At 50.7% G+C, this 25,922-nt stretch carries 28 protein-coding genes; 5 read left to right on the top strand and 23 right to left on the bottom strand.

What is annotated here, in order from left to right; translation table 11 throughout:
* Positions 1-77: 77 nt before the first annotated feature.
* Complete coding sequence (gene guaB, locus AC6I1F_RS03995) at positions 78-1,544, bottom strand: IMP dehydrogenase (protein WP_160334110.1); 1,467 nt, start codon at positions 1,542-1,544, stop codon at positions 78-80.
* Positions 1,545-1,644: 100 nt separating this feature from the next.
* Positions 1,645-1,938, bottom strand: a complete 294-nt coding sequence (locus AC6I1F_RS03990) for an RnfH family protein (protein ID WP_289170922.1) — start codon at positions 1,936-1,938, stop codon at positions 1,645-1,647.
* A gap of 101 nt (positions 1,939-2,039) precedes the next feature.
* Here AC6I1F_RS03990 and smpB point away from each other — a divergent pair, with 101 nt between their 5' ends.
* Together smpB and AC6I1F_RS03980 are read left to right on the top strand one after the other, a co-directional pair.
* Positions 2,040-2,489, top strand: coding sequence for an SsrA-binding protein SmpB (gene smpB, locus AC6I1F_RS03985; protein ID WP_290432840.1), 450 nt, complete (start codon positions 2,040-2,042; stop codon positions 2,487-2,489).
* A 12-nt stretch (positions 2,490-2,501) separates the two neighbouring features.
* Complete coding sequence (locus AC6I1F_RS03980) at positions 2,502-3,050, top strand: phospholipase D-like domain-containing protein (protein ID WP_289173850.1); 549 nt, start codon at positions 2,502-2,504, stop codon at positions 3,048-3,050.
* Between the two features lie 32 nt (positions 3,051-3,082).
* Here AC6I1F_RS03980 and AC6I1F_RS03975 read toward each other — a convergent pair whose 3' ends face one another.
* The 5 genes from AC6I1F_RS03975 to ppsA all read right to left on the bottom strand — a co-directional run bounded on the left by AC6I1F_RS03975 (position 3,083) and on the right by ppsA (position 8,185).
* Positions 3,083-4,252, bottom strand: coding sequence for an iron-containing alcohol dehydrogenase (locus AC6I1F_RS03975; protein ID WP_160334114.1), 1,170 nt, complete (start codon positions 4,250-4,252; stop codon positions 3,083-3,085).
* A 25-nt stretch (positions 4,253-4,277) separates the two neighbouring features.
* Positions 4,278-4,799: a hypothetical protein gene (locus tag AC6I1F_RS03970; RefSeq protein WP_160334115.1), complete on the bottom strand. Its 522-nt coding sequence runs from the start codon at positions 4,797-4,799 to the stop codon at positions 4,278-4,280.
* Positions 4,792-5,277 (bottom strand): hypothetical protein, encoded by a 486-nt coding sequence (locus AC6I1F_RS03965; protein WP_289171920.1) that lies wholly within the window; start codon positions 5,275-5,277, stop codon positions 4,792-4,794. The genes AC6I1F_RS03970 and AC6I1F_RS03965 overlap by 8 nt, the downstream gene beginning before the upstream one ends.
* A complete protein-coding gene (locus AC6I1F_RS03960; protein WP_237178660.1) occupies positions 5,274-5,723 on the bottom strand; it encodes an NfeD family protein in 450 nt (149 codons plus the stop codon). Before AC6I1F_RS03960 ends, AC6I1F_RS03965 begins: the two co-directional genes overlap by 4 nt.
* 83 nt (positions 5,724-5,806) lie before the next feature.
* A complete protein-coding gene (gene ppsA, locus AC6I1F_RS03955) occupies positions 5,807-8,185 on the bottom strand; it encodes a phosphoenolpyruvate synthase (protein WP_160334117.1) in 2,379 nt (792 codons plus the stop codon).
* Between the two features lie 89 nt (positions 8,186-8,274).
* On the opposite strand from ppsA, the gene ppsR reads away from it, so the two are divergent.
* Positions 8,275-9,141: a posphoenolpyruvate synthetase regulatory kinase/phosphorylase PpsR gene (gene ppsR, locus AC6I1F_RS03950; protein WP_160334118.1), complete on the top strand. Its 867-nt coding sequence runs from the start codon at positions 8,275-8,277 to the stop codon at positions 9,139-9,141.
* Here the strand turns inward: ppsR and AC6I1F_RS03945 are convergent.
* The 13 genes from AC6I1F_RS03945 to frr all read right to left on the bottom strand — a co-directional run bounded on the left by AC6I1F_RS03945 (position 9,134) and on the right by frr (position 21,795).
* A complete protein-coding gene (locus AC6I1F_RS03945) occupies positions 9,134-9,937 on the bottom strand; it encodes a TrmH family RNA methyltransferase (RefSeq protein ID WP_160334119.1) in 804 nt (267 codons plus the stop codon). The genes ppsR and AC6I1F_RS03945 overlap by 8 nt on opposite strands.
* Complete coding sequence (gene rnhB / locus AC6I1F_RS03940) at positions 9,934-10,569, bottom strand: ribonuclease HII (RefSeq protein ID WP_160334120.1); 636 nt, start codon at positions 10,567-10,569, stop codon at positions 9,934-9,936. Before rnhB ends, AC6I1F_RS03945 begins: the two co-directional genes overlap by 4 nt.
* Positions 10,569-11,720, bottom strand: a complete 1,152-nt coding sequence (gene lpxB, locus AC6I1F_RS03935; protein WP_290149317.1) for a lipid-A-disaccharide synthase — start codon at positions 11,718-11,720, stop codon at positions 10,569-10,571. Before lpxB ends, rnhB begins: the two co-directional genes overlap by 1 nt.
* A complete protein-coding gene (gene lpxA, locus AC6I1F_RS03930) occupies positions 11,720-12,514 on the bottom strand; it encodes an acyl-ACP--UDP-N-acetylglucosamine O-acyltransferase (RefSeq protein ID WP_251569881.1) in 795 nt (264 codons plus the stop codon). The genes lpxB and lpxA overlap by 1 nt, the downstream gene beginning before the upstream one ends.
* Before the next feature lie 9 nt (positions 12,515-12,523).
* The gene (gene fabZ, locus AC6I1F_RS03925) at positions 12,524-12,967 is read right to left on the bottom strand and encodes a 3-hydroxyacyl-ACP dehydratase FabZ (RefSeq protein WP_160334123.1); all 444 of its coding nucleotides are present in this window, start codon (positions 12,965-12,967) and stop codon (positions 12,524-12,526) included.
* Position 12,968: 1 nt separating this feature from the next.
* On the bottom strand, positions 12,969-14,057 hold the full coding sequence (gene lpxD, locus AC6I1F_RS03920) for a UDP-3-O-(3-hydroxymyristoyl)glucosamine N-acyltransferase (RefSeq protein WP_290432839.1): 1,089 nt from the start codon (positions 14,055-14,057) through the stop codon (positions 12,969-12,971).
* 153 nt (positions 14,058-14,210) lie between these two features.
* Positions 14,211-14,711, bottom strand: coding sequence for an OmpH/Skp family outer membrane protein (locus AC6I1F_RS03915; protein ID WP_160334125.1), 501 nt, complete (start codon positions 14,709-14,711; stop codon positions 14,211-14,213).
* Between the two features lie 42 nt (positions 14,712-14,753).
* Positions 14,754-17,075 carry an outer membrane protein assembly factor BamA gene (gene bamA / locus AC6I1F_RS03910; protein ID WP_370593384.1) on the bottom strand — a complete coding sequence of 774 codons (2,322 nt, stop codon included), beginning with the start codon at positions 17,073-17,075 and terminating at the stop codon, positions 14,754-14,756.
* A gap of 31 nt (positions 17,076-17,106) precedes the next feature.
* Entirely contained in the window at positions 17,107-18,456 is a 1,350-nt protein-coding gene (rseP, locus tag AC6I1F_RS03905; protein WP_160334127.1) for an RIP metalloprotease RseP, read from the bottom strand.
* Positions 18,457-18,461: 5 nt separating this feature from the next.
* Complete coding sequence (locus AC6I1F_RS03900; protein WP_290432838.1) at positions 18,462-19,646, bottom strand: 1-deoxy-D-xylulose-5-phosphate reductoisomerase; 1,185 nt, start codon at positions 19,644-19,646, stop codon at positions 18,462-18,464.
* 9 nt (positions 19,647-19,655) lie between these two features.
* Positions 19,656-20,510 carry a phosphatidate cytidylyltransferase gene (locus AC6I1F_RS03895; protein WP_160334129.1) on the bottom strand — a complete coding sequence of 285 codons (855 nt, stop codon included), beginning with the start codon at positions 20,508-20,510 and terminating at the stop codon, positions 19,656-19,658.
* A gap of 4 nt (positions 20,511-20,514) precedes the next feature.
* The gene (gene uppS / locus AC6I1F_RS03890; RefSeq protein ID WP_289163510.1) at positions 20,515-21,258 is read right to left on the bottom strand and encodes a polyprenyl diphosphate synthase; all 744 of its coding nucleotides are present in this window, start codon (positions 21,256-21,258) and stop codon (positions 20,515-20,517) included.
* Positions 21,259-21,273: 15 nt separating this feature from the next.
* Positions 21,274-21,795 carry a ribosome recycling factor gene (gene frr, locus AC6I1F_RS03885; protein WP_497801788.1) on the bottom strand — a complete coding sequence of 174 codons (522 nt, stop codon included), beginning with the start codon at positions 21,793-21,795 and terminating at the stop codon, positions 21,274-21,276.
* A 288-nt stretch (positions 21,796-22,083) separates the two neighbouring features.
* Between frr and AC6I1F_RS03880 the strand changes: the two genes are divergently transcribed.
* Positions 22,084-22,215 carry a hypothetical protein gene (locus AC6I1F_RS03880; RefSeq protein ID WP_255453124.1) on the top strand — a complete coding sequence of 44 codons (132 nt, stop codon included), beginning with the start codon at positions 22,084-22,086 and terminating at the stop codon, positions 22,213-22,215.
* Positions 22,216-22,319: 104 nt separating this feature from the next.
* Here AC6I1F_RS03880 and pyrH read toward each other — a convergent pair whose 3' ends face one another.
* From pyrH to rpsB, 3 genes are all read right to left on the bottom strand, one after another.
* Positions 22,320-23,045, bottom strand: coding sequence for a UMP kinase (gene pyrH, locus AC6I1F_RS03875; RefSeq protein WP_251451299.1), 726 nt, complete (start codon positions 23,043-23,045; stop codon positions 22,320-22,322).
* A gap of 23 nt (positions 23,046-23,068) precedes the next feature.
* Entirely contained in the window at positions 23,069-23,956 is an 888-nt protein-coding gene (gene tsf, locus AC6I1F_RS03870) for a translation elongation factor Ts (RefSeq protein WP_290432836.1), read from the bottom strand.
* An 86-nt stretch (positions 23,957-24,042) separates the two neighbouring features.
* On the bottom strand, positions 24,043-24,801 hold the full coding sequence (gene rpsB / locus AC6I1F_RS03865; RefSeq protein ID WP_160334134.1) for a 30S ribosomal protein S2: 759 nt from the start codon (positions 24,799-24,801) through the stop codon (positions 24,043-24,045).
* A 296-nt stretch (positions 24,802-25,097) separates the two neighbouring features.
* On the opposite strand from rpsB, the gene map reads away from it, so the two are divergent.
* Positions 25,098-25,913 carry a type I methionyl aminopeptidase gene (map, locus tag AC6I1F_RS03860; protein WP_160334135.1) on the top strand — a complete coding sequence of 272 codons (816 nt, stop codon included), beginning with the start codon at positions 25,098-25,100 and terminating at the stop codon, positions 25,911-25,913.
* Positions 25,914-25,922 lie beyond the last annotated feature (9 nt).

The raw sequence follows: 25,922 nt of genomic DNA, 5'->3' as shown, positions 1-25,922 counted from the left end.
AAAACCCTTGTTAAAAAGTCGGTTCAGTTTAAATCCTCTGAACCGACTTTTGTTAGCTCTTCATGTTATGAAAGAAATTAATGTTCCAATCTGTAGTTCGGAGCTTCCTTCGTAATCTTCACGTCATGAACGTGAGACTCTCTCCAGCCCGCGGAAGTAATTTCAACGAAGGCCGCTTTCGTGCGCATTTCGTCAATAGTTCTGCAGCCGCAGTAGCCCATGGAGGAACGAAGACCGCCGGCAAGCTGATAAATGATCGCAAGAACAGATCCTTTATACGGAACCATACCTTCAATACCTTCAGGAACGAACTTATCAACATTGCCGTTGTTGTTGTCCTGGAAGTAGCGGTCGGCAGAACCTTTGCCCATGGCGCCGAGAGAACCCATGCCGCGGTAGCTCTTATAAGAGCGGCCCTGATACAGAATAATTTCACCGGGAGCTTCGTCAGTACCGGCAAACATGCCGCCCATCATGACGGAGTTGGCGCCGGCCGCGATCGCTTTGGCTACGTCACCGGAGAAGCGAACACCGCCGTCAGCAATCAGAGGAACGCCGGAATCCTTAAGGGCTTCGGCAACGTTGGAAATAGCGGTAATCTGAGGAACACCGACACCGGCGACCACACGTGTTGTGCAGATGGAGCCCGGTCCGATACCGACCTTGACCGCGTCAGCACCGTGTTCAACCAGCGCGAGCGCAGCGGCAGCTGTCGCAATATTGCCGCCGATAACCTGAATCTGCGGATAATGTTTCTTAACCCACTGAACGCGATCAAGAACACCCTGAGAATGACCGTGGGCAGTGTCAACAACGAGAACGTCAACACCGGCATCCACCAGCAGCTCGACACGCTCCTCTGTGCCGGCGCCTACGCCGACAGCAGCACCGGCAAGCAGCTTGCCGTGTTTGTCTTTGGCTGCATAGGGATGTTCGGTCGCTTTGGTGATGTCTTTAACAGTCATCAGGCCTTTCAGGTTGAAGTCATCGTCGACAACCAGAACTCGTTCCAGACGGTGATGATGCATCAGCTTCTTAGCGTCTTCCAAAGTGCCGCCCTCTTTCATCGTGATCAGGCGGTCTGCCGGAGTCATGATTTCGCTGATCTTGGCTTCCATACGGTCTTCAAAACGAAGGTCGCGGTTGGTCACCATACCGAGAACTTTGGTGCCGTCTACGACAGGCAGACCGGAAATGTGATGTTCGCGTGTCAGTCTGAGAACGTCCGCAACAATCATATCCGGGCCGATCGTAATCGGATCGGAAACCATGCCGGCTTCATGACGTTTAACTTTAGCAACTTCAGCGGCCTGAGCCTTTGAAGTCATATTTTTATGAATAATGCCGATTCCGCCTTCCTGAGCTAAAGCAATCGCAAGATTGGCTTCCGTAACCGTATCCATGGCTGCGGAACAAAGCGGAAGATTAAGTTTGATGTCTCTGGTGAACTGTGTGGTAAGGACGGTCTCGCGGGGAAGTACATTGGAATATGCAGGTACGAGAAGAACGTCGTCAAAGGTTAAAGCCTTTTGAAGGAGTCTCATTTGGAACCTCTAAGCACAAAAATGAATTATAAAGAAATTTGGATACCGCTTTTACGTTATTTATAAAAAAATCTATAGTGATTTTTACTTACAAAGCCTGTTATTTATCTGAAGCGTGTTTCCTCCCGCGCTGAATGGAAGCGCTCTTCTGCTCGGCTCTGAGCCGTCTGGCTTCTTTGGGATCGATAATAAGCGCAAGGGCGACTTCAATACGGTCGCCCTCGGAAAGCAGGGTATCGGCTTTGCACCTCAAACCGAAAATACTCAGACCATTTTCGTCACTGATCTGAACATTTCCCAACGCAAGTGCCTGAGAAACTGACGCACCTGCAGGGACTTCCAGTTCTGACTTCTTCAGTCCCTGTTTTGTTTGAACAGCCAGAGATACTTTCAACGATAAGTCCCCCATTTCCGTTTCAGATAAGTTTCGGAAATTCTACACGGGTTAAAATTCGTTTTCTAATATTGATTCTATTGTTTTTAGGAGATGCCGCCGTGGCTATCATTCAAAACAAAAAAGCTCGATTCGATTACACCATCGAAGACAAATTTGAAGCCGGTCTTGTCCTTCGCGGCTGGGAAGTTAAATCCATCCGCGCCGGAGGCGCTGCAATCAAGGAATCACATATCTTCGTCCGAGACGGAGAACTCTTCCTTTTGAACGCGAATATCACTCCGCTGAAAACAGCAAGCACACACGAAAAAGCGGATCCGACACGCACCCGCAAGCTGCTGATGCATAAGCATGAGATCATGCGTCTTATCGGAAGAGTTGAACAGGCCGGCTATACGCTTATACCTTTAGATATGCACTTCAAGGACGGCCGCGTCAAACTTGAAATCGGACTCGGAAAGGGTAAAAAACTCTACGAAAAACGCCAGGATGCGAGTAAAAAGGAATGGAAACGTCAGCAGGAGCGTCTGCTAAAAACTCGTAACCGTTAGTAGAGATATTAAATGAACAAACTTTGCATCAGTATTTTGGCGGCTGTCCTTTCGACGGCAGCCATTCAGCCTGCCCTGGCCGCTGAGTCCTATCCGGCCGACGTGCAGGTCTTTTTCTCTCCCCAAGGGGGAGCTCAGAAAGCCGTTGTTGAGGCGGTCGATCATGCGCAGAAGCAAGTGCTGATGCAGGCCTACCTGTTCTCTAATAAAGCGATCACTGAAGCCCTGATCCGCGCCTACAAGAGAGGCGTTGATGTCAGGATCATCATCGATCAGAAGATGCTTGCAAAGAAGAGAACGACTGTGCCGATGCTGTACGAGAACTCGGTGCCGACTTATATTGACACGACCCATCGAACCGCGCATGACAAAATTATTATCATCGACTCCGACATCGTCATTACCGGAAGTTTTAACTTTGTCGAGGCGGCTGAACAGTCCAACGGAGAAAACCTTCTCGTACTGCGTTCTGCAGGATTAAATCAAGCCTATCGAAAGAACTGGGAAAAACATTTCGGCCACAGTCAGACGAAAACGCTTGAGCTAAAAACAAAACCGTAAAAATTGAGAGCCCGGAACCCGGGCTCTTCTCTTTAGCGCATCATGTCGTAAATCTTTGCGATATCTTCAGCGTAAAGTTTCTTGAACCCGCCGAGCTTACCGGGGATACGCACCGCTTTTTCAGCAAGTTCGCGGGAATCTGCCTTATCTGCGCCCAAATCGGAGAGCGTCGCGGGCGCGCCCACTTCACGATAGAAGCGCTTGAGCGCCTCAATGCCTTTGAGCGCGGTCTCGTTGTCATCAGCGCCCGCTTCCTCGCCCATCACATTGATCGCGAACTGAGCGAACCTTGAAGGCTTGACATCATACACATAGCGCATCCAGGCCGGAATCACAACGGCCAGTCCGTCACCATGCGTAATGGAGGTATCCCAGGCGCTGAGTTCATGCTCCATCCCGTGCGAAGCCCAGTCTTCCGTCTGGCCGAGTGCATAGTAGCCGTTATGCGCAAAAGAACCCGCTACACTTACTTGACACCATGCGTCATAGTCTTCATGGTTTTTCATCAGCTTCAAACCGTTGCGCATGATCGTTCTCATCGCCGCTTCGGCCTGCCCGTCAACAAAGTCGGTACCTTCCGTCAGCGTGAAATAGCGCTCCATGATGTGGCTCATCATGTCAATAACGCCCGCGCGAATCTGTTTTTGCGGAAGCGTAAAGAAAATTTCCGGATTAATGACGCTGGCAAAAGGTCTCACAACGGGAGAGCCGGCGCCAAGCTTGCGCCCTTCTCCGGAAATCACAATACGAATACTCTGCTCGGAACCTGCCGCAGGCAGTGTCAGCACACAGGCGACCGGAAGCGCTTCTTTAGGGCTTACGCCTGCGGCAAAGAAGTCCCATACGTCTCCCTCATACGGCACGCCGATCGCGATGGCTTTGGAAGCATCAATGACACTGCCGCCGCCAACCGCAAGAACCGCACGAGCGCCGCACTCGCGCGCCGCTTCAATACCGTCGCGGACTAAGTCCAGCTGCGGATTCGGAGTGACGCCGCCTTTAAAGACCGCAGACAGCCCGGCAGCTTCAAGCGAGCGACGAACGCGGTCAATCAGTCCGCTTTTTTCTGCGGATTTACCGCCGTAAACAACAAGTACTGTGTCACCGGCTTGAAGCTTTCCCAGAAGAATCGCACCGATATCGTTCTCTCTGCCTTTGCCGAAAATCAGATGAGTGGGATTGCAGTATTCAAAATTATTCATATTGTCATTCCATTAGATTTGAGATTTATTCAAAATCATCGCCGACCGCACCGACAAAAAGCATGGTCCAGGTTTCAACCCACTCCTGAAGCATCGGCGGCAGGTTATTCGCGTCTTCGATCTCCCAGCCCGCCTGGAACGTGTCACGCAGCACTAAATAAGATTTCGCACAGAAGTAGGCGGCCGTCTCATAAATGGTTTCTTCAGGAGTGTCTTCTTCGGTCTTTTCCGCGATCTCCTGCACCGTCATACGGATAAACTGAGCTAAACCGTCCGGATTCCAGTCATCCGGTCCGATTTCAAAATGGGGATTTTTACCGCAGAAAGTATCTCCCAGCCACTCCACAAGCTTCTGATCTTTTTCTGCCCGTTCGTCCTCGGTAATCTCGCCCTGAACACACGCAATGGAGCGCTTAAACATGTTAACGAGCGCCTGAGACAAAATTCGGCGAACTACTTCAATATCCACAATGGAAGGCGGTTGCTCCGCTTTTGAGCTGTGATCGTGACCGCAGCCGCGGTTACAGTTAAGAGAGCACTTAGGCATCAAGATGTTCCTTGGTTATCAGCTGAACCCATTTACCAAGAAGCGCATTGAGTTTGATCGGACCTTCTTCGACAATCGTGTCCGGATTCTTCTCAATCTCCTGAATGAGTTCATGGACCTCGTTGGTAAACATGAACATGGCAACCTGCATAAAATCGCGTGAATCAACAACATCATGCTCGGTTAAACCGACCTGAGAGAGTCGATTTGACAGAGCGCTGCGAAGTCTCCGCTCGATCGTCTCGGGAGTGTTCACCTTTGCCGGCGCATAAGCCGGATTCTTTCCAAGAAGCGCAGAGGCTAAAAAGGCAGACGCCTTTTTATCCACATCAATCACTTCCTGACGGGATACATGCTTGCGCGCCGCCTCTGAAAGTCGATTGGCCGCAGCAAGCGCATGCGAGTAAAGCAAATAGTTGACCTCCTGCGGATCATCTAAGCTCGGGAGATCAGCACCCTCCGGAATAGCTGCGTTCATTTGATCAGCACCAGACGATTGGGAAGAATTTTCCATATCCTGTATTTTCCTGCTCTAAGCGAATCTCCGTTGTTAAAAGCGATTTCAGCTTCCCACAGTCGCCCGTCATATTGGACAGTGGCGAAACGATTGCTGCGCCACTCGTGGACAGTCACACTGCGTCCGACATGCCGGCGGAGAGATTCGGAATAATTGTCAACAGTCCTTCGATAACGATTAAGCGCCGCGATGAATATCATGACCAGTAAGGAAATAACGGCAAAGATCGCAACTTGAAAGTAAACCGAAGGCAAAAAGAATGAAAGAATCGCGGTAATAAAAGCCGCTCCTGAAATGACCAGAAGGAGGATGTTTCCGAAGTACAAATCCATTGCGCCGATAATCGCGGCTGCAACAAACCAAAAATAGGACAGTCCCATCACAACAACCTTTGCTTTGTTATCCAAGATCTATTCGATCATTATATGGGATAGAAAAACCGCGGCAATCTTTTTAGGACTGTCCGCGGTTTCCTAACGCATAATGAAGCTTATTTCTTGGCTTTCGCAAGACGACGCCATGTATTAAGCACTGTGTCCGGATTCAGGGAAATAGACTCAATGCCCTCGTCCATCAGCCACTGAGCGAGGTCCGGATGGTCGGAAGGACCCTGTCCGCAGATGCCGACATAAGCGCCTTTTTCACGGCAGGCTTTGATCGCTTTGGAGAGCAGTACCTTAACCGCCGCATCGCGTTCATCAAAGAAGTGCGCGATCAGACCGGAGTCACGGTCAAGACCAAGTGTGAGCTGAGTCAGGTCGTTGGAGCCGATGGAGAATCCGTCGAAGTACTCGAGGAATCTTTCAGCCAGCAAAGCGTTGCTCGGAATTTCGCACATCATATTGAGACGAAGTCCGTTAACGCCGCGTTTCAGACCGTGTTCAGCCAGCTTCTCATTAACTTCACGGGCTTCTCTTACGGTTCTGACGAACGGGATCATGATTTCAACATTGGTCAGACCCATTTCATCGCGAACTTTCTTGAGTGCTTCACATTCCATTGCGAAGCATTCCTTGAAGTCTTCAGAAACATAACGGCTGGCGCCGCGGAAACCGAGCATGGGGTTCTCTTCTTCCGGCTCATAAATCTTGCCGCCGATCAGTTTTCTGTACTCATTGCTCTTGAAGTCAGACATACGAACGATGACTTTCTTCGGATAGAAGGCGGCAGCAATTGTCGCAACACCTTCAGCAATCTTGTCTTTATAGAATTCTCGCGGATTTTCGTAACCGGCAGAAGCGTTTTCAACGGCTTCTTTCAGATCGGCCGGAAGATTCGGGTAGTCAAGACAGGCTTTCGGGTGGATACCGATATTGTTGTTGATGATGAATTCAAGACGAGCCAGACCGACACCCTTGTTCGGGATCGCCTGGAAGTCGAAAGCAAGCTGCGGGTTGCCGACGTTCATCATGATCTTGACCGGAATCTCAGGCAGTTCACCCTGACGAACTTCCTTAATTTCAAAGGGCAGCAGGCCTTTGTAAATATTGCCGGTGTCGCCTTCGGCGCAGGAAACAGTGACTTCCTGACCGTCTCTAAGGATTTCAGTAGCATCGCCGCATCCGACAACCGCCGCAATACCAAGTTCACGAGCAATAATCGCAGCGTGGCAGGTACGACCGCCGCGGTTAGTGACAATCGCGCTCGCTTTCTTCATCACCGGTTCCCAGTTAGGATCGGTCATGTCGGTAACGAGAATGTCGCCTTCCTGAACTAAATCCATCTGTTCGGGGCCGGCCACGATACGAACTTTACCGGCGCCGATCTTCTGACCGATCGCTCGGCCGGTGACAAGAACTTCGCCTTTTTCCAACAGAACGAATTTCTGCTGAACATCCTGGCTCTTCTGACGGCTCTTAACCGTTTCCGGACGAGCCTGCAGAATGTAGAGCTTGCCGTCGATTCCGTCTTTGCCCCACTCGATGTCCATCGGACGACCGTAGTGTTTTTCAATAATGACAGCGTACTTAGCAAGCTGAGTGATTTCTTCATCATTCAAAGCAAACTTGCGGCGATCGGCTTCGGGAACATCTTCAACCTTGACAGAGCGGCCGGAAGATTTGTCCAGATCGAAGACCATCTTGATCTTCTTGCTGCCGAGCACTTTGCGGATAACCGGGAACTTGCCCTGAGCAAGGATCGGTTTGTGAACAAAGTATTCGTCCGGGTTCACGGCACCCTGAACGACTGTTTCACCAAGGCCGTAGCTCGCGGTAATGAAAACAACCTGATCAAAGCCGCTTTCTGTATCCATCGTAAACATAACGCCGGCGGCTCCCTTGTCGGAGCGAACCATACGCTGAACACCTGCGGAAAGCGCCACATCGGCGTGCTCAAAGCCTTTGTGAACACGATAGGAAATCGCGCGATCGTTATAGAGAGAAGCAAAAACTTCCTTCATCTTCGCAAAGACCTGATCAATGCCGACAACGTTCAGGAAGGTTTCCTGCTGACCGGCAAAAGATGCGTCGGGAAGGTCTTCGGCTGTCGCAGAAGAGCGAACGGCCACGGAGATTTCTTCCTGACCGTCTTTCAGCCATTCATAATGTTCGCGAATTTCCTGTTCAAGCTTTGCGGGGAAAGGCGCCTCTTCAATCCAGGAGCGAATCTCTGCACCGGCTTTTGCAAGCTCTTTGACGTCATCTACATCCAGCGATTTAAGTCTTTCTTCAATCCTCTTATCCAGACCGCCTTCCTTCAGGAAAACGCGGAAAGCCTCTGCAGTTGTAGCAAAACCGTCAGGAACACGAATGCCCGCTTCTGTAAGCTGGCTTAAAAGTTCGCCCAACGACGCGTTTTTACCACCGACGATGTCAACATCGCTCATGCGCAGCTGGCTGAAAGGAATGACGAAACGTCCTTGTGTCATGTTTACCTCAAAATGGTGAGAAAAAATTTGCTAAATTTTAGCTTGTCTTTCACTGCAATTCACCTTATTTAATCAACAGGTAACAATTTATGACTTCTATCGGAACCGATAATCAGGGAAAGCCGAAGCAGCGTACCGTGTTTTTTGTATCGGATGCAACCGCTATTACGGCTGAAACGCTGGCAAACTCCGTATTGGCACAGTTCCACGGCCTGAAATATCAGCGCTTTAGAATGCCGTTCGTCAATACCGACGAAAAAGCTAAGGCTGCCGCTCTTCGAATTAATGAAATCGAAAAAGAAACCGGCGTGCGCCCGATTGTGTTCTCAACATTAGTTGCCGGCTCTCTCGCTTCCACATTCAACGAATACTGCAACGCCTTCGTTATTGAACTGTTCAGATCCTTCGTCGGCCCGCTTGAGCGTGAACTCGGCGTCCCGAGCGACCACTCCGTCGGAAAGAGTCATGAAATCGGAGATCAGGATCGTTACAACCGCCGTATCGACGCTATTAATTACACGCTTTCTCACGATGATGGACAGACTAACAATGGCCTTGAGGAAGCCGATGTCATCCTTGTCGGCGTATCGCGAAGCGGAAAAACACCGACAAGTCTTTATTTGGCCATGCAGTACGGCATCAAGGCCGCAAACTATCCTCTTATTCCCGAGGACTTTGACCGCGGAGAACTTCCGCCCGCTTTGGAAAGCTGCAAGGGAAAGATTTTCGGACTCTCGATTGCTCCTGAACGCCTCTCTCAGATCCGCAGCGAAAGGAGACCGAATTCGCGCTACGCGTCATTAGAAAACTGCCGCTACGAAGTGTACGAAGCGGAAAGAATGATGGATAACGAAGGAATTAAATTCCTGTCCTCCACGACAAAATCCATTGAGGAAATTTCGGCCACGATCCTTCTCGAACTCAAGGTCAACGTGGATCCGATGATGTCTATGTAGCCGATTTCAGCAGCCTGCGGCGACGCTGCTCAAATAAGCATACAGACGCGGCCGAGGCCACATTAAGGCTCTCGACCCGTCTGTCAATCGGAATCAAAAGCGTTATGTCGGAATTTTGCAGACTGTCCTGCGAAACACCGGCGCCTTCATTGCCAAACACCCAAATCGTGGGCCTCTCGCCCCAGTTCTCGGCAAACAAATCTTTTCCGCCTCGTGCGTCAGCGACCAAACACTGATTGCCGCTCTCCTCTTTGATCGACTTCAGAGATTTTCCGAAAATAAATCGACAGAAAAAGTGAGCCCCCATCCCCGCTCTTAATACTTTCGGACCCCAAATGTAGGCACATTGATCCGACACCGCGATAGTTGACACGCCGGCGGCAAGAGAAAGCCGAATAATCGAGCCCGCATTGCCGGGATCGGAAACTCCGTCAAGAAAAACAATATCCCCGTGCCCGACTTGTTCCTGCGGCACGGGAGTAGAAATCTCACAGACAATACCCGCACCGTTCTCCACCGGACAAATCGAAGCGAAATGTGCTGCGGGCAGCTCCAAAAGATAAATGTTCAAATGCTCAAGCTTTCCCAGAACAGCTCGAAGCTCGTGATTTCTGTCTGCTCCCTCACGGATAAAAATCGTACGAATTAATTCAGGATGCTTGCAGAGCTCGCCGGCCAGATGCAGACCTTCTGCTAAGGTTGTGCCGGTCCTACGGCAAAGTCTCGGATATTTAAGCAGACGTCTGGCTCGTTTTAAAGATTCATTCGCTCCGCTTGTTGCACGCACTCTTATCATCGCTGCTGTTTCCTCTTTAATCGATCTGCTTTTCGCTCAAAACGTTTTGCCACTTCCACTACCGGGCCGAACGTCAGCCGGTGAATCGGACAAGGGCCCCATTTATTGAGCATCTTAAGATGAAGTTCCGTTCCGTATCCGGAATGCTTTTCAAAACCGTATCTCGGATACATTTCCGCAAAAATTTTCATTTGAGCGTCGCGGAAGGTTTTCGCCAATATGGAGGCGGCGGAAATCGCCGGAATTAAATCGTCACCCTTAACGATCGGTTCCGCGCGAAAAGGCAGCTCCGGAAGGCGATTCCCGTCCACCAGTACGATATCGGGCTTATGTGTCAGCTGAAGCACCGCTTTTCTCATTGCGAGCATCGTCGCCTGAAGAATGTTCAGAGAATCAATTTCTGCGACAGTACCTTCCGCGATCCCCCAGCATATCGCTTTTTCCCGAATTTCTACCGCGAGACGCTCTCTGACATGCGCAGTCAGCTTTTTTGAATCGCGCAGACCTTCGATCGGGTTATTCGGGTCAAGTATAACGGCCGCGGCCACGACAGGTCCTGCAAGCGGGCCCCTGCCTGCCTCGTCTACCCCGCAGACCAGCCCCTGCGGCTCAAAATCAAATAAATAATCCATCAGCGCTTCAGAACCTTCTCAATCGCCTCGGTTGTCAGCTGGGCCGTCGGACGCAGCAGCGAATGATGAATGTCGGTAAAAATCGCTTTCAGAGCTTCCTGCCGCTTGGGCTCAAGCGCATGCAGAAGATGGGAGGAAAGGATTTCAGGAGAGCAGAACATCTGAACGCACTCGGGGACCAGGGATTTCTGCGCCAGAATATTCGGAAGTCCGATCCACTTTGTCTGTCCCTTGGACAAGATCAGCATCGCCGACAACGCGGGCATCTTGTAGCCGATAACCAGCGGCTTCTTATAGAGCGCCGCCTCAAGTGTCGCTGTTCCGCTTGCGACCAAAATCGCGTCCGAAGCTTCCATTGCCGTGTGAGACTGCCCGTCTAAAATTAAAGACGCTTCTTTCACCGCCGGGAACTGATCCAAAACCTTCAGAATCTCTTCTTTACGTTTAGCGTCAGCCGCGGGAATCACAAAACGACTCGTGGGTTCTGATTTAAGCACCAAATCCGCCGCGCCGAAGAATTCAGGCGCACACCATTTAATCTCGTCTTTACGGCTTCCGGGAAGAATCGCGATCACCGGTCCGACTGTTTTTAAACCGATCTTCTCACGAGCACCGAGCGTGTCAGGTTCAATCGGAATTAAATCCGCAAGCGGATGACCGATGTACGTGCAGCTGATGCCGGCTTCGCGGAATATTTTTTCCTCAAAAGGAAATACCAGCAGCAAGTGATCAACCGCCCTTTTAATCTGATGGATACGCTGCGGACGCCACGCCCAAACAGCCGGCGCAACCATATGGACGACCGGGATGCCGGTTGAACGCACTTTTTCTTCAATCGCCAGATTAAAGTCGGGCGCGTCCACGCCGATGTATGCCGCAGGTCGATTTTCGAGCGTGCGGCGTATCACGTCATGGCGAATCTTCAGAATTCTCGGCAAATGCCGCACAACTTCAAGATAGCCGCGCACAGAGAGTTCACTCGCGCTGTACCAGCTCTGAAGACCGTCGGCGACCATTCTTTCTCCGCCGATACCCTCCATCGCCATTTGCGGGAATGCCTCGGAAAGCGAAGGAAGAACACGCGAAGCCAAGTAGTCTCCGCTGTTCTCTCCGGCGGTCCATACGATCGAGTTGGATGTGAGTTTCTCCATTAGCGGGCAATCCCTCTCGGTGAAGACTCAATAAAGTCACGCATCAGTGCGCATACCTTCTTTGCCTGTTCGTCGTCAATACTGTCCGCAAGAGCGTTAATCGCAGTGACCGCCTCAGCAATCGTATTGCCGTCACGGAAAATCAAACGGTAGGCCTGACGAGCGGCGCGAATCGCCGTGTGAGTATATGCATGGCGCTTCATGCCTTCTACGTTGATGCCGAACGGAGCCGCAGGATAACCTTGGTACATGCCGTAAGGAATAATGTCCTGACGAACCATCGAACCGCCGCTGAGCATTGCTCCGCGCCCGATGCGCACAAACTGATGTACGCCGGACTGACCGCCGATGATTGCGTCATTGCCGACATGCACGTGACCGGCAAGTCCAACATTGTTGGCAATAATCGTGCCGTCGCCAACCACACAGTCATGCGCGATATGCACGTTCGCCATCAAAAGGTTGCCGTCGCCGATTTGCGTGAGTGAATGATCCTGAATCGTTCCGGTTGAGAGCGTGCAGTGCTCTCTAATGACGTTATCGTTTCCGATCACCAGGCGAGTCGGCTCATTGCGGTATTTTTTATCCTGGGGATCAATACCGATGGCGGCAAACGCGTAAATTTTATTGCGCTCTCCGATCACCGTATGGCCGGTCACGACGATATGGCTCTGCAGCGTCGTGCCTGCGCCGATCTCCACATTCGGGCCGATCGTGCAGAAGGGACCGATGACAACATCGTCCGCAATTCTCGCAGCAGGATCTACGATGGATGATGGATGAATATTAGCCATATTCAGCCTTTACTTTTTAGGGGTGCGGTAAGAACACATCATGTCGGCGCAGGCAGCAAGCTGACCGTCAACAGTCGCGTCGCAGTGCATCTTGATCATGCCGGCTTTTTCTCGAAGGAAAGTACATTCAAAGCGAAGCTGGTCGCCGGGAATGACAACGCGTTTGAAGCGAGCGTTGTCAATCGCCGCAAAATAGAAAAGCTTTTCCGGATCACGCTCTCCGCCCATGCGCGCAAATGCGAGCATCGCGCAGGCCTGAGCCATCGCTTCAATAATCAGCACACCCGGCATTACGGGAACGCCCGGGAAGTGACCGGTAAACTGCGGCTCATTAACCGTCACGTTTTTAATGGCAATCAGTTTATCCACACCGTTGGTCTCAAGTACGCGGTCAACCAGAAGGAACGGATAACGATGCGGCAGAAGCCTCATGATGTCATTAATGTCTTGCATATTATTTCTCAGTTAAAGAATCAATCTTAGCCGACAGGCGATTAAGCTGACGGCGAATTTCAGGAAGCCGTTTGATAACGGAAAGAATGTTGTAAAACTCTTTGTGCGGCATAGCAGGAATATAGCCTGCATAATAATCCGGTTTATCAATATTGCCGGGAACGCCCGCGCCGCCGCCGATAATTGAGCCGGCCGCGACCTTCAAATGACCGGCAAAGCCTGAGCCGCCGCCGGCCTGAACGTTGTCGCCGATCGTTGTGCTGCCTGCAAGACCCGTACGGCCCGACAAAACAACATTGTTGCCGACTTTGCAGTTGTGACCGATCATGACCAGGTCATCGATCTTGGTGCCGTCGCCAATCGTCGTACTAAGAAGCGCGCCGCGGTCAATACAGGTATTCGCGCCGATCTCAACATCCTCTCCGGTTTCTACCGCGCCGATCTGAGGAATCTTGACATAACGGCGATCGAGCGGCGCAAAACCGAAGCCGTCAGCTCCGATAACCGCGCCGGAATGAATAATATTGCGCGGGCCGATTTTGCAGCCATAATAAATATTGACGTTCGGATAAATATGCGAATCCTCGCCGATGACCGTGCCCTCTCCAATGACGGAATTGGCCCCGATAAAGCAGCGGGCACCGATCTTGGCGCCTTTGCGAATAACGGCTCCGGCTTCGACGGTTGCGGATTCATCAATCTCAGCGCCCTCTTCGACAACCGCTCTTGCATCAATGCCCGGCTGTGCTTTGACCTGCGGGAACATCACTTGAAGCGCAAGGGCGAACCAGGCGTATGGATTGCGTGTGACAACCAGAATGCGTTCAGGCTCGTCTTCGCCCCAAATCGTCTTTTTATCTTCTTCGGTAAGAACTAACGCGGTCGCTTTACTGTCTCTAGCCGCATCTCGGTATTTGCTGTTGGCGAGAAATGCAACTTCGCCGAATCCCGCTGTCTCAAGCGGAGCAATAGAGTGAATTTTTGCCGAACCGCCGTTGGCGCTGATCGTGCTGAGGAGCGTGTCGTTGCTCTTCTCTTTGATGCGATCCACCAACTCTAGCAGTGTGAGCGGTTCTGTCTGCTGGTTCATGATTATGCCTCCGTGGCAAAAAATTTAGCTTAACTGCACGGAGAACAAAAATCTGTTCTTTGAAACCCGGTGTCAGTTTAAGCCGCAATGGGTGCGGACTGCGCACTTAAGACAACAAGCAGACACCGGGCCTGCTTGTTGTAATGAGGAAAATTACTTCAGCTCTTTCAGGACCTGATCTGTAATATCAATCTTCGGATTGACGTAAATCGCTTCCTGAAGAATCAGATCATACTTTTCACGCTGAGCAATGTTCTTGATGACCGTGTTGGCCTGACGAAGAAGCTTCTGAAGTTCTTCGTTTCTGCGCTGGTTGAAGTCTTCACGCAGTTCGCGCTGACGACGCTGGAAGTCGCGGTCACGATCCTGAAGATCGCGCTGTTTGCGCAGACGTTCCTGATCAGTCATGGTCGGAGCATTCTTTTCAAAACGTTCGAAATCGCTCTTCAAACGCTGACCGGCAGCGTTGATCTCTTTGTCGCGTTTGGAAAATTCGCTTTCCAGTTTCTTGCTCGCAGCCTGTGCAGCAGGAGAATCACGAAGAATAACTTCTGTGTTAACGACTCCAATCTTAACTTCGTCTGCAAGGACTGCTGTCGAAGCAGAGCAAACTAATGCGGAAGCAAGAGCAACCGCCAACCATTTTTTTTGCATGAATGTATCTCCTACACAATTTTCTAATTGTGCCACAATTAACTAGAAACCTGTACCAATTTGGAATTGGAATCTTTCAAGTTCGTCGGAATTCTTCTTATTCAGCGGGAACGCGAAACTCAGTTTAAGCGGTCCCATCGGCGAAATCCAGGCTAAACCGACACCCACGGAGTATCTCAAATCTCCGAGGTCCAGTCTGTCCTTCTGGTACCCAAGAAGGGAACCGTCACTGGAGTAATTGGCTTTACGGCCCCAGACCCAGCCGCCGTCAAGGAATGTAAACATACGCAGTGTACGGTCTGCTCCGGGGATCGGTGTCAGAAGCTCAATCGAGAAGTTCAGTTTGCGGTTACCGCCGGAAGCATCGCCGTCAGAATCACGAGGACCTAAAGATGAAGTTTCGTAGCCGCGGACAGAACCGATACCGCCGCCGTAGAAGTTCTTGAAGAACGGATACTCTTTGCCGTTATAGCCGTCACCGTAGCCAAGCTCGGTGTTAAACGCGAATGTAATCGACTTCGTAATTGGCACAAACTGCTGGAACTGATACGTTGCACGGTAGTATCTCAGGTCAAGAACCGGCATGGACACTTCACCGAACAAGCGCTGATAACGACCTCTGGTCGGAGCAAGAATATTGTCTCGGCTGTCTCTGGACCAGCCCAATGTCAGCGCGACCGATTTCGGCTTGTCACCGAAGTCATGAACATACTCACGGTAACGCTGAGGCGCATTGGCTCCAAGCGTCACGTCCGTCATTTCAAATTTTCCGCCAAGGAAAATCTGATCGTTCTCAGTGATCGGAATACCGTATGTCACACCGGCACCGTAAGTTTCGTACTTAACGTCGTCGGTAATTTCCAACTCATCCAGGTCTAAGCGGCGGTCGTAAATTTCAAACGACTGGCTGATGCCGGAAGTCGTAATGTACGGCTGCGTAAAGTTTGCGGCATAGGTTCTGGAGCTCTTGGAAGTATTGACTTCAAGAGAAAGAGAGTTGCCGGTACCGAAAATATTGTTCTGCGAGAATCCGCCCGAAAGAATAATACCCTCGGAAGTAGAGTAGCCCGCACCGACGGAAATGTTGCCGGTCGGACGTTCTTTAACATGCACGTTCAAATCCACTTCGTCAGGAGAACCGGCTACCGGAGTCGGCTCAGCCGTCACGGTTTCGAAGAAGCCGAGACGGTCGATACGGTCTCGCGAAACCGCGACTTTATCGCTGTCAAACCAGCTGGCTTCATACTGACGAACTTCGCGGCGAATGACTTCGTCCTGCGTGCGAGTGTTGCCGGAAATCAGCACGTTGCGAACGTAGACGCGTCTGCCCGGGTCAATCGTATAAACAATCGTGACTTCGTCGTCATTTTCCGGATCGACAACCGGAGACGGAACGGCTCTTGCAAAGGCGTAACCAACCGTCGAAAGCTTATCGGTGAACTTTTTGCCCAGAGCATTAATGGCCGAAGCGTTGTAAACGCTGCCCGGTTTAATATCAACCAGCTCTTCAAACTCAGGTTCCAGACCGAGCATGTCGCCGGTCAGACGAATGCCTTTAATCTTGTAGCGCTTGCCTTCGTCAACGTTAATGGTGACGTAAATACCGGACTTGTCCGGGCTGATGGAAACCTGAGTGGAGTCAATCTTGAAATCCAGATAACCGTTGTTGTTGTAAAGCGCACGGATGGCTTCCAAGTCAGCTTCCAGCTTTTCTCTTGAATACTGGTCGCGTTTTGTGTACCAGGAGAACCAGTTCGGCGTACCAAGCTGCATCTCGTCGCGAAGGTCACCTTCGGAATAAACCTTGTTGCCGATGAATCGAATCTGCTGAATCTTGGAAGTCGTTCCTTCATCAACGTCAATATTGACGCGTACACGGTTGCGCTCAACCGGAGTCACCGTTGTTTTGACCTCCGCGGAATATCTTCCGCGGGTCAAATACTGTCTTCTTAATTCCTGAACAGCCCTATCCAAAACCGCTCTGTCAAAAACAGAACCTTCAGAAAGTCCGACCGATCTAAGCGATTTTTCAACACCTTTTGAATCGAACTCCGCAATACCGGTGGTATGGATGTTTGCGACCGTCGGGCGTTCCTGAACACGGACCACTAAAACGTTGCCGTCCATATCAAGCTGAACATCCTGGAACATACCGGAGGCATAAAGCGATCTCAAGGACATGGCACCGAGCTCAGCTGTGTAGGTGTCGCCAACTCGAATAGGAAGATGCGAAAAGACGGTGCCGGCTTCTGTTCTGGAAATACCCTCAAGACGAATGTCTTTGATCACATGTCCTTGGGCCCACACTTGAGCTGCCATAAGCGCGCCCAGACAGGCTAACGTAATTTTCTTAGGATAAGGCATAAATTCTTAATAAAAATCGGCTCTCTTAAAACTATGAAAAAAGCCTCGTCAAATCATTAAAAAGAGCGAGCACAGTCAAACCTAACAAAGCAGCAATCCCAACTTTTTGGGCTGCACTTTGAAAAGATTCGGATACAGGCTTGCCTCTAATCATTTCGAGAGAATAATACAGGAGATGGCCCCCGTCCAACATAGGAATCGGTAGTAAGTTCAATATTCCTAAACTTACCGAGATGACGGCAAGGAAGGATAAAAACGGGATAAAGCCCAGCTGGACGGACTGTCCGGCATAATCGGCGATAGAAACCGGACCGGAAATGTTTTTTACCGAAACATCTCCGGTAAACATCAATCCGATCATTTTCAGAGAAACTGAGGCCGTCTCCCATGTCTTACGTACGCCTTGAAGCAAACTTTCAAAAAAACCGTATGCAACTTTTGTTTTCGGGTAATCCACGCCAATGGAAGCCCCGATGCGTCCGGCTTCTTCTCCGTCGGCTTCAAGATGTGCTGAAGGTGTTACGCGGAATTTAAACTCTTTCCCTTGGCGATCAACGATAAATTCCAACGGCATGCCGGGCGACTTTTTAACCGCTTCGACCAGGTCAGCGGGCATTGGAACTGCTTTGCCATTAATGCTGATGACTTCGTCACCAACTTCCAGGCCGCCTTCTTTGGCAGCGGAATCTCCGACAAATCCGGTAATAATGGGACGGCTGACTTGCAAAGACAGACCGATACGGGTCAGCGGATCGTCATCCTGGCTGAGAGAGTCAAAACCGACATTTCTCAAATCCAGCGTGCGCTCAAACTCCGCTCCGTTGGGGGAATGCACTTCAATAGGAACTTCTTTGCCGAATTTGTTAATCAGCTCGAAACGAAGATCGGCAAAACTCTTTACGGCTGAACCGTCCACCCTCACGATCTGATCTCCGCGATGAAGACCAATCTCAGCCGCCGGCGTTCCGGCGGGAGGTTCCGCAGTTACAGGAAGCGGCTGTACGCTGCCGACCATAAACACTGCGGCAAAAAGCAGTACCGCTAAAATCAGATTCGCAGCCGGGCCTGCGGCCACAATGAAAAATCTCTGCCAAACCGACTTGGAACCGAACGTACGGTCCGCGTCCTCCGGTTTTATCGGCAGGCAGGCCGGATCCCGCTCGTCAAGCATACGGACATATCCGCCGAGCGGAAGCGCCGCTACGGACCACTCAGTCCCGTCCGGGTCATTTTTTCTTTTCCATGAGAAAAGCGGTTTGCCAAAACCAATCGAAAATTTCAAAATTTTGACACCGCAAAGGCGTGCCGCTAAATAGTGGCCCGCCTCATGAAAAGTGATCAAAACTCCGATGGTGACAATAAAAGCGATTACTGTCGTCATCAATGTCAATTCTTATCTCTCCGATGTTCGGGATATCCGTCTGCCCACGCCCGAGCCAGCTCTCTTGCCTGTCTGTCCGTCTCAAGAATTTCCTCCAGAGTTGTCGGAGCCGGCGGCTGGAAACCATACATCATGGAGCGGCACAAAACGGCAATATCCGTAAAGCCGATACGTCCCTCAAGAAACGCCTCAACACCGATCTCATTGGCGGCATTAAGCACAATACTGGCCGAACCGCCCATCTTAAGCGCTTCATAGGCATAGCCGAGCTGAGGGAAACGATTTAAATCCGGGTCTTCAAAAGTCAATGTTTTTATCTGAGAAAATTTTAACGGGGTCACTCCTGCCGTAAATCGATCCGGATACGCTAAAGAGTAAGCAATCGTGTTTTTCATATCCGGCGCGCCCATCTGAGCGATCACAACGCCGTCCTCGTATTCAACCATTGAGTGAATGATGCTCTGCGGATGAACCACCACGTCAATGCGTTCGGGCGGAAAGTCAAACAGCCAGCGCGCTTCAATGACTTCCAGCCCCTTATTCATCAGCGTGGCGGAATCCACCGTAATTTTGCGTCCCATCGACCAATTCGGATGATGCGTCGCCTCTTCGATCGTCACGTCGGAAAGGTCTTTTCTGGTTCGGAAAGGACCGCCTGAAGCGGTCAGAATAATGCGTGCTTTTTCACGCGAACGTTCGGTCTCGCCCACAAGACACTGGAAGATCGCGTTGTGTTCACTGTCCACCGGCATCAGCGTCGCACCGCACCGCTTAACGGTGTCCATGAGAAGTTTGCCGCCGCAGACCACACTCTCCTTATTGGCAAGCAAAAGCTTCTTGCCGGCTTCCGCCGCGCGGAATGTAGAAACAATGCCAGCTGCGCCGACAATGGCACCTACGACAATATCAACTTCCGGCGAGGCCGCTAGACGAGCAACCGCCTCGGCGCCTGCTTCAGCCCGTGCATTGCAGCCGATCGCCGCCAGGGCTTCCTTCAGCGCTTCTAATTTCGACGGATCCGAAGTCACCGCCAAAGAAACATTAAACCGCTTGGCAATCTCTGCGAGCTCTTTTACGCGGGAGTGCGCGGTGACCGCATACAGACGGAATTTGTCAGGATAGAGCTCAAGCACATCCAGCGTGCTTTTTCCAATGGAGCCCGTCGCTCCGAGAATCGCTACGTTTTGCATGGTCGCAGATTAGAAGCCTTGAAGAAACAGAAGAACAAAAACAGAATACGGCAGAACGCTCATCTGGGCGTCCAGGCGATCGTAAAAGCCGCCGTGACCGGGCAGAAGATTGCTTGAGTCCTTAATTCCGACGGATCTCTTGAGCGCGCTCTCAAACAAATCTCCGGCAATGGAAAAAAGAACCGCAATAAAGAGCACCAAGTCGGAGGCCCAAATATCCAGGCCCGAAATAATCGAATTGCTCCAGAGCGGGAAAGAAGGCTGAGCCCAATAAAGGACATACGAAAGCGCAATCACGCAGACAAACGCCGTCAGCGCGCCCGACCAAGTCTTTTTCGGACTGATCCCCTGAGCCATCTTCGGTCCGCCCATTGCGCGGCCGCCGAAATAAGCCACGATGTCGGCAACCCACACAATAGCTAAAACCGAAAGCATGTAGATCGGTCCCTTTGAACGGAACAGGTACATCAGAGAGAACCATGCCGCAGGCAGAATAACCCAGGCCAGAACTGAACCGAAAATCGGTTTTACCTGCCAGCCCGTTGTTCTGCGTGTGAAGACAAGCAAAGTAATAACAGCCCAAAGAACCGTCGCCGCACAGGTGATGACCATCAGGCCGGTACCGCTCTGCAGCCCCTGAAGAAAGGCCGGAGAAGCATATTCAATATAAAAGAAGAAACAAGCGGCTAATGCCCCGCAGACTCCGGCAAGCGCGGAGTTCCAGCGGCACAGGCGCAGCCACTCCCAAAAACAGCATCCGATCGCGACGGCGGCAACAGCGGTAAACGCAAGCGGAGAAATAAGAAGGGCTCCGATCACGATAATCAGCAAAACAACCGCTGTAATGACTCTTTGCAGAAGCATACGTCTATTCCTTTCGAGACGATTCTTTAATTTGTTCCGATGTTTGGCCAAAACGTCTCTCTCTGCCTGCATACCAAGCTAAAGCATCGGAAAATTCTTTTTCACCAAAATCCGGCCACAGGATGTCTGTGAAATAAAGTTCACTATAGGCAAGCTGCCAGAGCATAAAATTGCTGATCCGAATCTCTCCGCTGGTGCGGATAAAAAGATCCACATCACCGGACTCTGCCATTGGCAGATTTGCGCTCAGCTGCTCTTGTGTAAACTCTGCGCCGCTGTCCCTGATCTTTCTTGCCGCCTCTAAAATCTCCCAGCGGCCGCCGTAATTAATACAGAGATTCAGCGTAATTGCTTTATTGTTCTCAGTTTTGCGCTCCGCTTCGTCTATTTCTCTGCGCAGTTCTGCGGAAAAAGCGCTCAAATCGCCGATAAATCGGATCCGAACGCCGGATTTATGCAGCGATTCAATTTCCTTGCGCAAAGACGAAAGAAAGAGCTTCATCAAGCCCTGCACTTCCTCTTTCGGTCGGTTCCAATTCTCACTGGAAAAGGCAAACAGAGAAAGATGACAGACACCGGCTTTCGCGGCGACCTGCAGCACACGACGAACGCTCTCTACCCCTTTTTGATGTCCGACAAGACGCGGAAGCATACGCTTTTTTGCCCATCTTCCGTTGCCGTCCATAACAATAGCCACGTGCCGGGGCACCCGAGCACATGGCTTTTCGTTTGTATTACTACCCGGCATAGGGTGCGAACCGTACTAAACGGTCATAATTTCTTTTTCTTTCTCTGCGGAAAGCTTATCGATCTCTCCGATGTACTTATCGGTGAGTTTCTGGATTTCCGTATTAGAGCGGCGCTCATCGTCTTCAGTGATCTCTTTCTCTTTCAGAAGAGCGGCGACCTTGGTATTGGCGTCGCGACGCAGATTGCGGACAGCAACCTTGCAGTCTTCGGCTTCACCGCGGACGACTTTTGTAAGATCACGACGGCGCTCTTCAGTCAGAGGAGGCATCGGAACACGGATAACATCGCCGGATGTAGCAGGATTCAGACCGAGGTCGGAATTGCAGATCGCTTTTTCAACAACAGCAACCATTTTCTTTTCCCACGGCTGAACGGTGATCGTGCGCGCATCGGCAAGACCAAGCTGGGCAACCTGGCTGATGGGGGTCGGTGAGCCGTAGTAATCAACAGTGATATGTTCGAGCAGGCCAGTATGAGCGCGTCCTGTACGAATCTTCATAAAAGAGTCTTTAAGCGTCTCAATGGAACGCTTCATGTGATGTTCAGTCTGTGAAAAAATCTCTTTTGTTGTCATATATCAGTAACCTGTCTAATTTCTTGCTGGTAAATCAATTCCGCTGTCAAGCGGATGCGGTCTTCGTAACGTCTTAATCTTTTGAGTTTATCATGGTTTTCCACACGGATGACAGCCGCAAGCCCTATAAAAAGTTACCATTTGACGCAAGTCTTTTCCCGCCGCTCTTTCTGCTCGATTCGAGCGGCAGGAGCCTGCGCACTTTAGCCTCTGCGCTATTCTGAAGCGTCGATGTAAGAGGAGAAAGACATGGCAAAAATCGAAAAAATGTTCAACGGCATTCTTAAGGATCAGGAACAAAAAAGCGATGAACTTCGCGAAAAGATCCAAGCCGAAAACAAAATGAAAGAAGAGAAGAAAGAACACAAAGAAAGCAAATAACACTTCCTCTGTATTCATCCTTTATACCGCCCGGCCTGTCTGGGCTTTTTAATGCATGAAAAAAGCCGGGAAATTCCCGGCCCATGGTTCAATTCTCTCAGAGCTTAGAGATGAACGAGCGTGCCCTCGTCTTCTCCGAGCACAACGCGTTTGAGCGCGCCCGGTTTGTGCAGATTGAAGACGCGGATCTGCATGCCCTGATCGCGGCACAGCGTAAACGCGGTCGCGTCAAGAATCTTCAGTTTCTTCTGAATCGCTTCATCAAAAGAAATGGACTTATAGAGCTTAGCGTCCGGATCTTTTTTCGGATCTGCAGAATAAACTCCGTCAACCTGTGTGGCCTTCAGCACCATATCGGCGCCGATTTCAGCGCTGCGAAGCGCTGCGGCGGTATCCGTTGTAAAGAACGGATTGCCGGTACCGGCGGCAAAGATCACAACACGGCCTTTCTTCAGATGACTCAGGGCTTTTCCGCGAATATACGGCTCAGCAACCTGATCAATATCAAGAGCGCACTGAACGCGGGCTTCAATGCCGCTGTTGCGCAGCGCATCCTGAAGCGCCATAGCGTTCATGCAGGTGGCGAGCATACCCATATAGTCGCCGGTGGCACGGTCCATACCGGTTGAACCAAGCGCAACACCGCGGAAGATATTGCCGCCGCCGACTACGATGGCAAGCTGGACACCCAATTTCACAACTTCAGATATCTCACCGACGATGCTTTTCAGCGTGTCGCGGTTAATACCGAAGGCTTTGTCGCCCATCAGGGCTTCGCCGGATAATTTAAGAAGAATCCGTTTTGTCTTTGTTTGTCCAGTCTCACTCATCTTTTGCTCCGAATTAAGAGAAATTAAACGCGCGCAGCAGCGACCTGAGCAGCAACTTCAGCCGCGAAGTCGTTGGAGCGTTTTTCCATACCTTCGCCAACTACAAAGAGGGCAAATGAAGATACTGTAGCATTGTTGGACTTCAGAAGCTGACCAACTGTCTGCTTGTCGTCTTTAACGAACGGCTGAGAAAGAAGCGTAACTTCTTTGAGGAACTTCTGAACGGAGCCTTCAGCGATACGTTCGATCATGTTCTCAGGTTTGTTGGCTTCGTGAGCTTTTTCAATCGCAACGCGGCGTTCTCTTTCGATCAGTTCAGCGGGAATACCGGACTGGTCAAGAGCTTTCGGCTTGGAAGCGGCGATATGCATCGCGACGTCATGAGCGACTTCATCGGTACCGCCGATAACGTCAACGATAACGCCGATCTTGGAGCCGCCGTGGATGTATGTAGAGAGCTTGCCCTTGCCTTCAAGGATCTGGAAGCGGCGAACAGTGATGTTTTCACCGATCTTGCCGATAAGCGCCTTACGCTTTTCTTCGACAGTGGTGTCGCCAATCTTAAGCTGACCGAGAGCTTCAAGATCAGTCGGCTTGTGATCGGCAACGAGTTTGGCGATTTCATCGGCGAAAGCGATGAAATCTTCGTTCTTCGCAACGAAGTCGGTTTCAGAGTTCAGCTCGACGATAGCGCCGTTCTTACCGTTTTCATCAATGTAGATCGCAACAACACCGTCAGCAGTAATACGGCTGGCAGCTTTAGTTGCTTTGTTGCCAAGCTTGACGCGCAGAATTTCTTCTGCTTTTGCAAGATCACCGTCAGCTTCTGTCAAAGCCTTCTTGCACTCCATCATCGGAGCGTCGGTTTTAACACGAAGTTCTTTGACCATAGCGGCAGTTACAACAGCCATTGTATTTTCCTTAAAAAGTAAAAAATCGGATTAAAAGAAAGGGGCGAAAACGCCCCTCTCAAGACTACCTATGTGAAGGGGCTAAATTACTCAGCCTTTTCTTCGACGACGGTTTCTTCAACAAAGTCATCGGCCTTAGCAGCCTTGACAGTTTCGTCAAGATTCTTGTTCTTGCCAGCAAGGATCGCATCAGCGAAACCCTTGGTGTACAGAGCAACGGCGCGAGCGCTGTCGTCATTGCCCGGGATGACGTAGTCAACACCGGCCGGATTGTGGTTTGTATCGACGATACCGACAACAGGGATTCCAAGCTTGTTGGCTTCCTGAATAGCGATCTTGTGGTAGCCGACGTCAACAACAACCAGAGCGTCAGGCAGACCGTTCATGTCTTTGATGCCGCCCATGGCCTTGTTCAGCTTCTCGAGTTCGCGTGTGAAATCAAGCGCTTCTTTCTTTGTCATTTTCTCGAGGCCGCCGTCAGCAACGAGCTGTTCCATTTCTCTGAGCTTCTTCAGGGAAACTTTAACAGTCTTGAAGTTTGTCAGCATGCCGCCGAGCCAGCGCTGATCAACGTAAGGCATACCGCAGCGTGTGGCTTCAGCTACGATGGCGTCACGAGATGTGCGCTTTGTACCAACGAAGAGGATCGTGCCTTTCTGAGCAGCCAGGTTTGTCAGGAACTTGGCGGCTTCGTCGAATTTGGCGACGGTCTTTTCAAGGTTGATGATGTGAATCTTGTTGCGGGAACCGAAAATGTACTGGGACATCTTGGGGTTCCAAAAACGAGTCTGGTGACCGAAATGTGCACCAGCTTCGAGCAGTTCACGCATGCTCAGAGATGACATATTTGTAATTCCTTAAGGGTTTAATTCCAACAGCCTCACCTATTCCGACCGGAACCCTGTTTGCGAGGCTGCGCTAATAAAAAATAATTCGTCTTTCGAATATTTCGAAGACCGCGGGATTCTAGCACGAAAAGAAAAAAATTATGCAGAACGAACAATAAATTACAAACCGATGCGCGCTGGCGTCTCAATAAAAATTCAACGCCCATAGTGCCGAGCGGCACATTAATTCGATATTGAGATCAACTAAAATAACGCGCATCTGTGTTTCTATAAATAGAGAGAACTGAATTTAAATGGCTAAAAGAGAAATTCTTATAAAGACGCCGGAACAAATCGCGGGAATCCGCGAAGCCTGCAAAGACGCTTCAATGGTTCTGGACTACATCACTCCGTTTGTCAAACCCGGAGTAACAACCGAATATCTTGATGATTTGATGCTCCGCTACACCGAAGATGTGCTGAAGGATAAATCCGCATGCCTCGGATATGACCCGGACCACAGCATCCCTTACCCTAAAGCAACCTGCATCTCGGTCAACCATCAGGTCTGCCACGGCATCCCGGGACCCAAGGTTCTCAAAAAGGGAGACATCCTTAATATTGACGTCACGGTTATTAAAAACGGTTATTACGGTGACACAAGCCGTATGTTCTGCGTCGGAAAATGCTCCATCGCCGCCAACCATCTGATTGCTGTCACCTACGATGCGATGTGGAAAGGCATTGAAATGGTCAAACCCGGCGCACACTTCGGCGATATCGGCTACGCTATTCAGAAATTTGCGCACGCTCAGGGCTGCAGCGTTGTCGAAGAATTCACCGGCCACGGTGTCGGCGTCGGATTCCATGAGGAGCCTCCGGTTCTTCATTACGGCAAAATGGGTGCCGGAGCGGAAATGAAGCCCGGTATGATTTTTACGATCGAACCGATGATCAACGCCGGGCGCAAAGAGCTCACCATCCTCTCCAACGGCTGGACCGCCGTGACCAAGGATAAAAGTCTTTCCGCGCAGTGGGAGCATACCGTGCTGGTCACTGATACCGGTTGGGAAGTCCTCACCGTATCCGAAGGCAGCCCCGCAGTCCCCTCCTGGGTTAAAACCAAGTAACGAAACAAT

This window comes from Parasutterella sp. St.1A3, from assembly GCF_059728705.1.
Note: the sequence above shows the minus strand (reverse complement) of the source record. Positions and strands in the feature narration are given on the sequence as shown.

Coding starts and splice junctions, on each gene's coding strand:
- rseP (WP_160334127.1), bottom strand. CDS start 18,456: ATGACGACAGTAATCGCTTTTATTGTCACCATCGGAGTTTTGATCACT.
- map (WP_160334135.1), top strand. CDS start 25,098: ATGGCTAAAAGAGAAATTCTTATAAAGACGCCGGAACAAATCGCGGGA.
- AC6I1F_RS03970 (WP_160334115.1), bottom strand. CDS start 4,799: ATGCCTAAGTGCTCTCTTAACTGTAACCGCGGCTGCGGTCACGATCAC.
- tsf (WP_290432836.1), bottom strand. CDS start 23,956: ATGGCTGTTGTAACTGCCGCTATGGTCAAAGAACTTCGTGTTAAAACC.
- fabZ (WP_160334123.1), bottom strand. CDS start 12,967: ATGCAAGACATTAATGACATCATGAGGCTTCTGCCGCATCGTTATCCG.
- AC6I1F_RS03975 (WP_160334114.1), bottom strand. CDS start 4,252: ATGAATAATTTTGAATACTGCAATCCCACTCATCTGATTTTCGGCAAA.
- AC6I1F_RS03945 (WP_160334119.1), bottom strand. CDS start 9,937: ATGATAAGAGTGCGTGCAACAAGCGGAGCGAATGAATCTTTAAAACGA.
- lpxB (WP_290149317.1), bottom strand. CDS start 11,720: ATGGAGAAACTCACATCCAACTCGATCGTATGGACCGCCGGAGAGAAC.
- AC6I1F_RS03880 (WP_255453124.1), top strand. CDS start 22,084: ATGGCAAAAATCGAAAAAATGTTCAACGGCATTCTTAAGGATCAGGAA.
- AC6I1F_RS03965 (WP_289171920.1), bottom strand. CDS start 5,277: ATGAACGCAGCTATTCCGGAGGGTGCTGATCTCCCGAGCTTAGATGAT.
- AC6I1F_RS03915 (WP_160334125.1), bottom strand. CDS start 14,711: ATGCAAAAAAAATGGTTGGCGGTTGCTCTTGCTTCCGCATTAGTTTGC.
- ppsR (WP_160334118.1), top strand. CDS start 8,275: ATGACTTCTATCGGAACCGATAATCAGGGAAAGCCGAAGCAGCGTACC.
- AC6I1F_RS03895 (WP_160334129.1), bottom strand. CDS start 20,510: ATGCTTCTGCAAAGAGTCATTACAGCGGTTGTTTTGCTGATTATCGTG.
- rnhB (WP_160334120.1), bottom strand. CDS start 10,569: ATGGATTATTTATTTGATTTTGAGCCGCAGGGGCTGGTCTGCGGGGTA.
- frr (WP_497801788.1), bottom strand. CDS start 21,795: ATGAAGCGTTCCATTGAGACGCTTAAAGACTCTTTTATGAAGATTCGT.
- ppsA (WP_160334117.1), bottom strand. CDS start 8,185: ATGACACAAGGACGTTTCGTCATTCCTTTCAGCCAGCTGCGCATGAGC.
- lpxA (WP_251569881.1), bottom strand. CDS start 12,514: ATGGCTAATATTCATCCATCATCCATCGTAGATCCTGCTGCGAGAATT.
- lpxD (WP_290432839.1), bottom strand. CDS start 14,057: ATGAACCAGCAGACAGAACCGCTCACACTGCTAGAGTTGGTGGATCGC.
- guaB (WP_160334110.1), bottom strand. CDS start 1,544: ATGAGACTCCTTCAAAAGGCTTTAACCTTTGACGACGTTCTTCTCGTA.
- AC6I1F_RS03900 (WP_290432838.1), bottom strand. CDS start 19,646: ATGCAAAACGTAGCGATTCTCGGAGCGACGGGCTCCATTGGAAAAAGC.
- uppS (WP_289163510.1), bottom strand. CDS start 21,258: ATGCCGGGTAGTAATACAAACGAAAAGCCATGTGCTCGGGTGCCCCGG.
- bamA (WP_370593384.1), bottom strand. CDS start 17,075: ATGCCTTATCCTAAGAAAATTACGTTAGCCTGTCTGGGCGCGCTTATG.
- AC6I1F_RS03980 (WP_289173850.1), top strand. CDS start 2,502: ATGAACAAACTTTGCATCAGTATTTTGGCGGCTGTCCTTTCGACGGCA.
- pyrH (WP_251451299.1), bottom strand. CDS start 23,045: ATGAGTGAGACTGGACAAACAAAGACAAAACGGATTCTTCTTAAATTA.
- rpsB (WP_160334134.1), bottom strand. CDS start 24,801: ATGTCATCTCTGAGCATGCGTGAACTGCTCGAAGCTGGTGCACATTTC.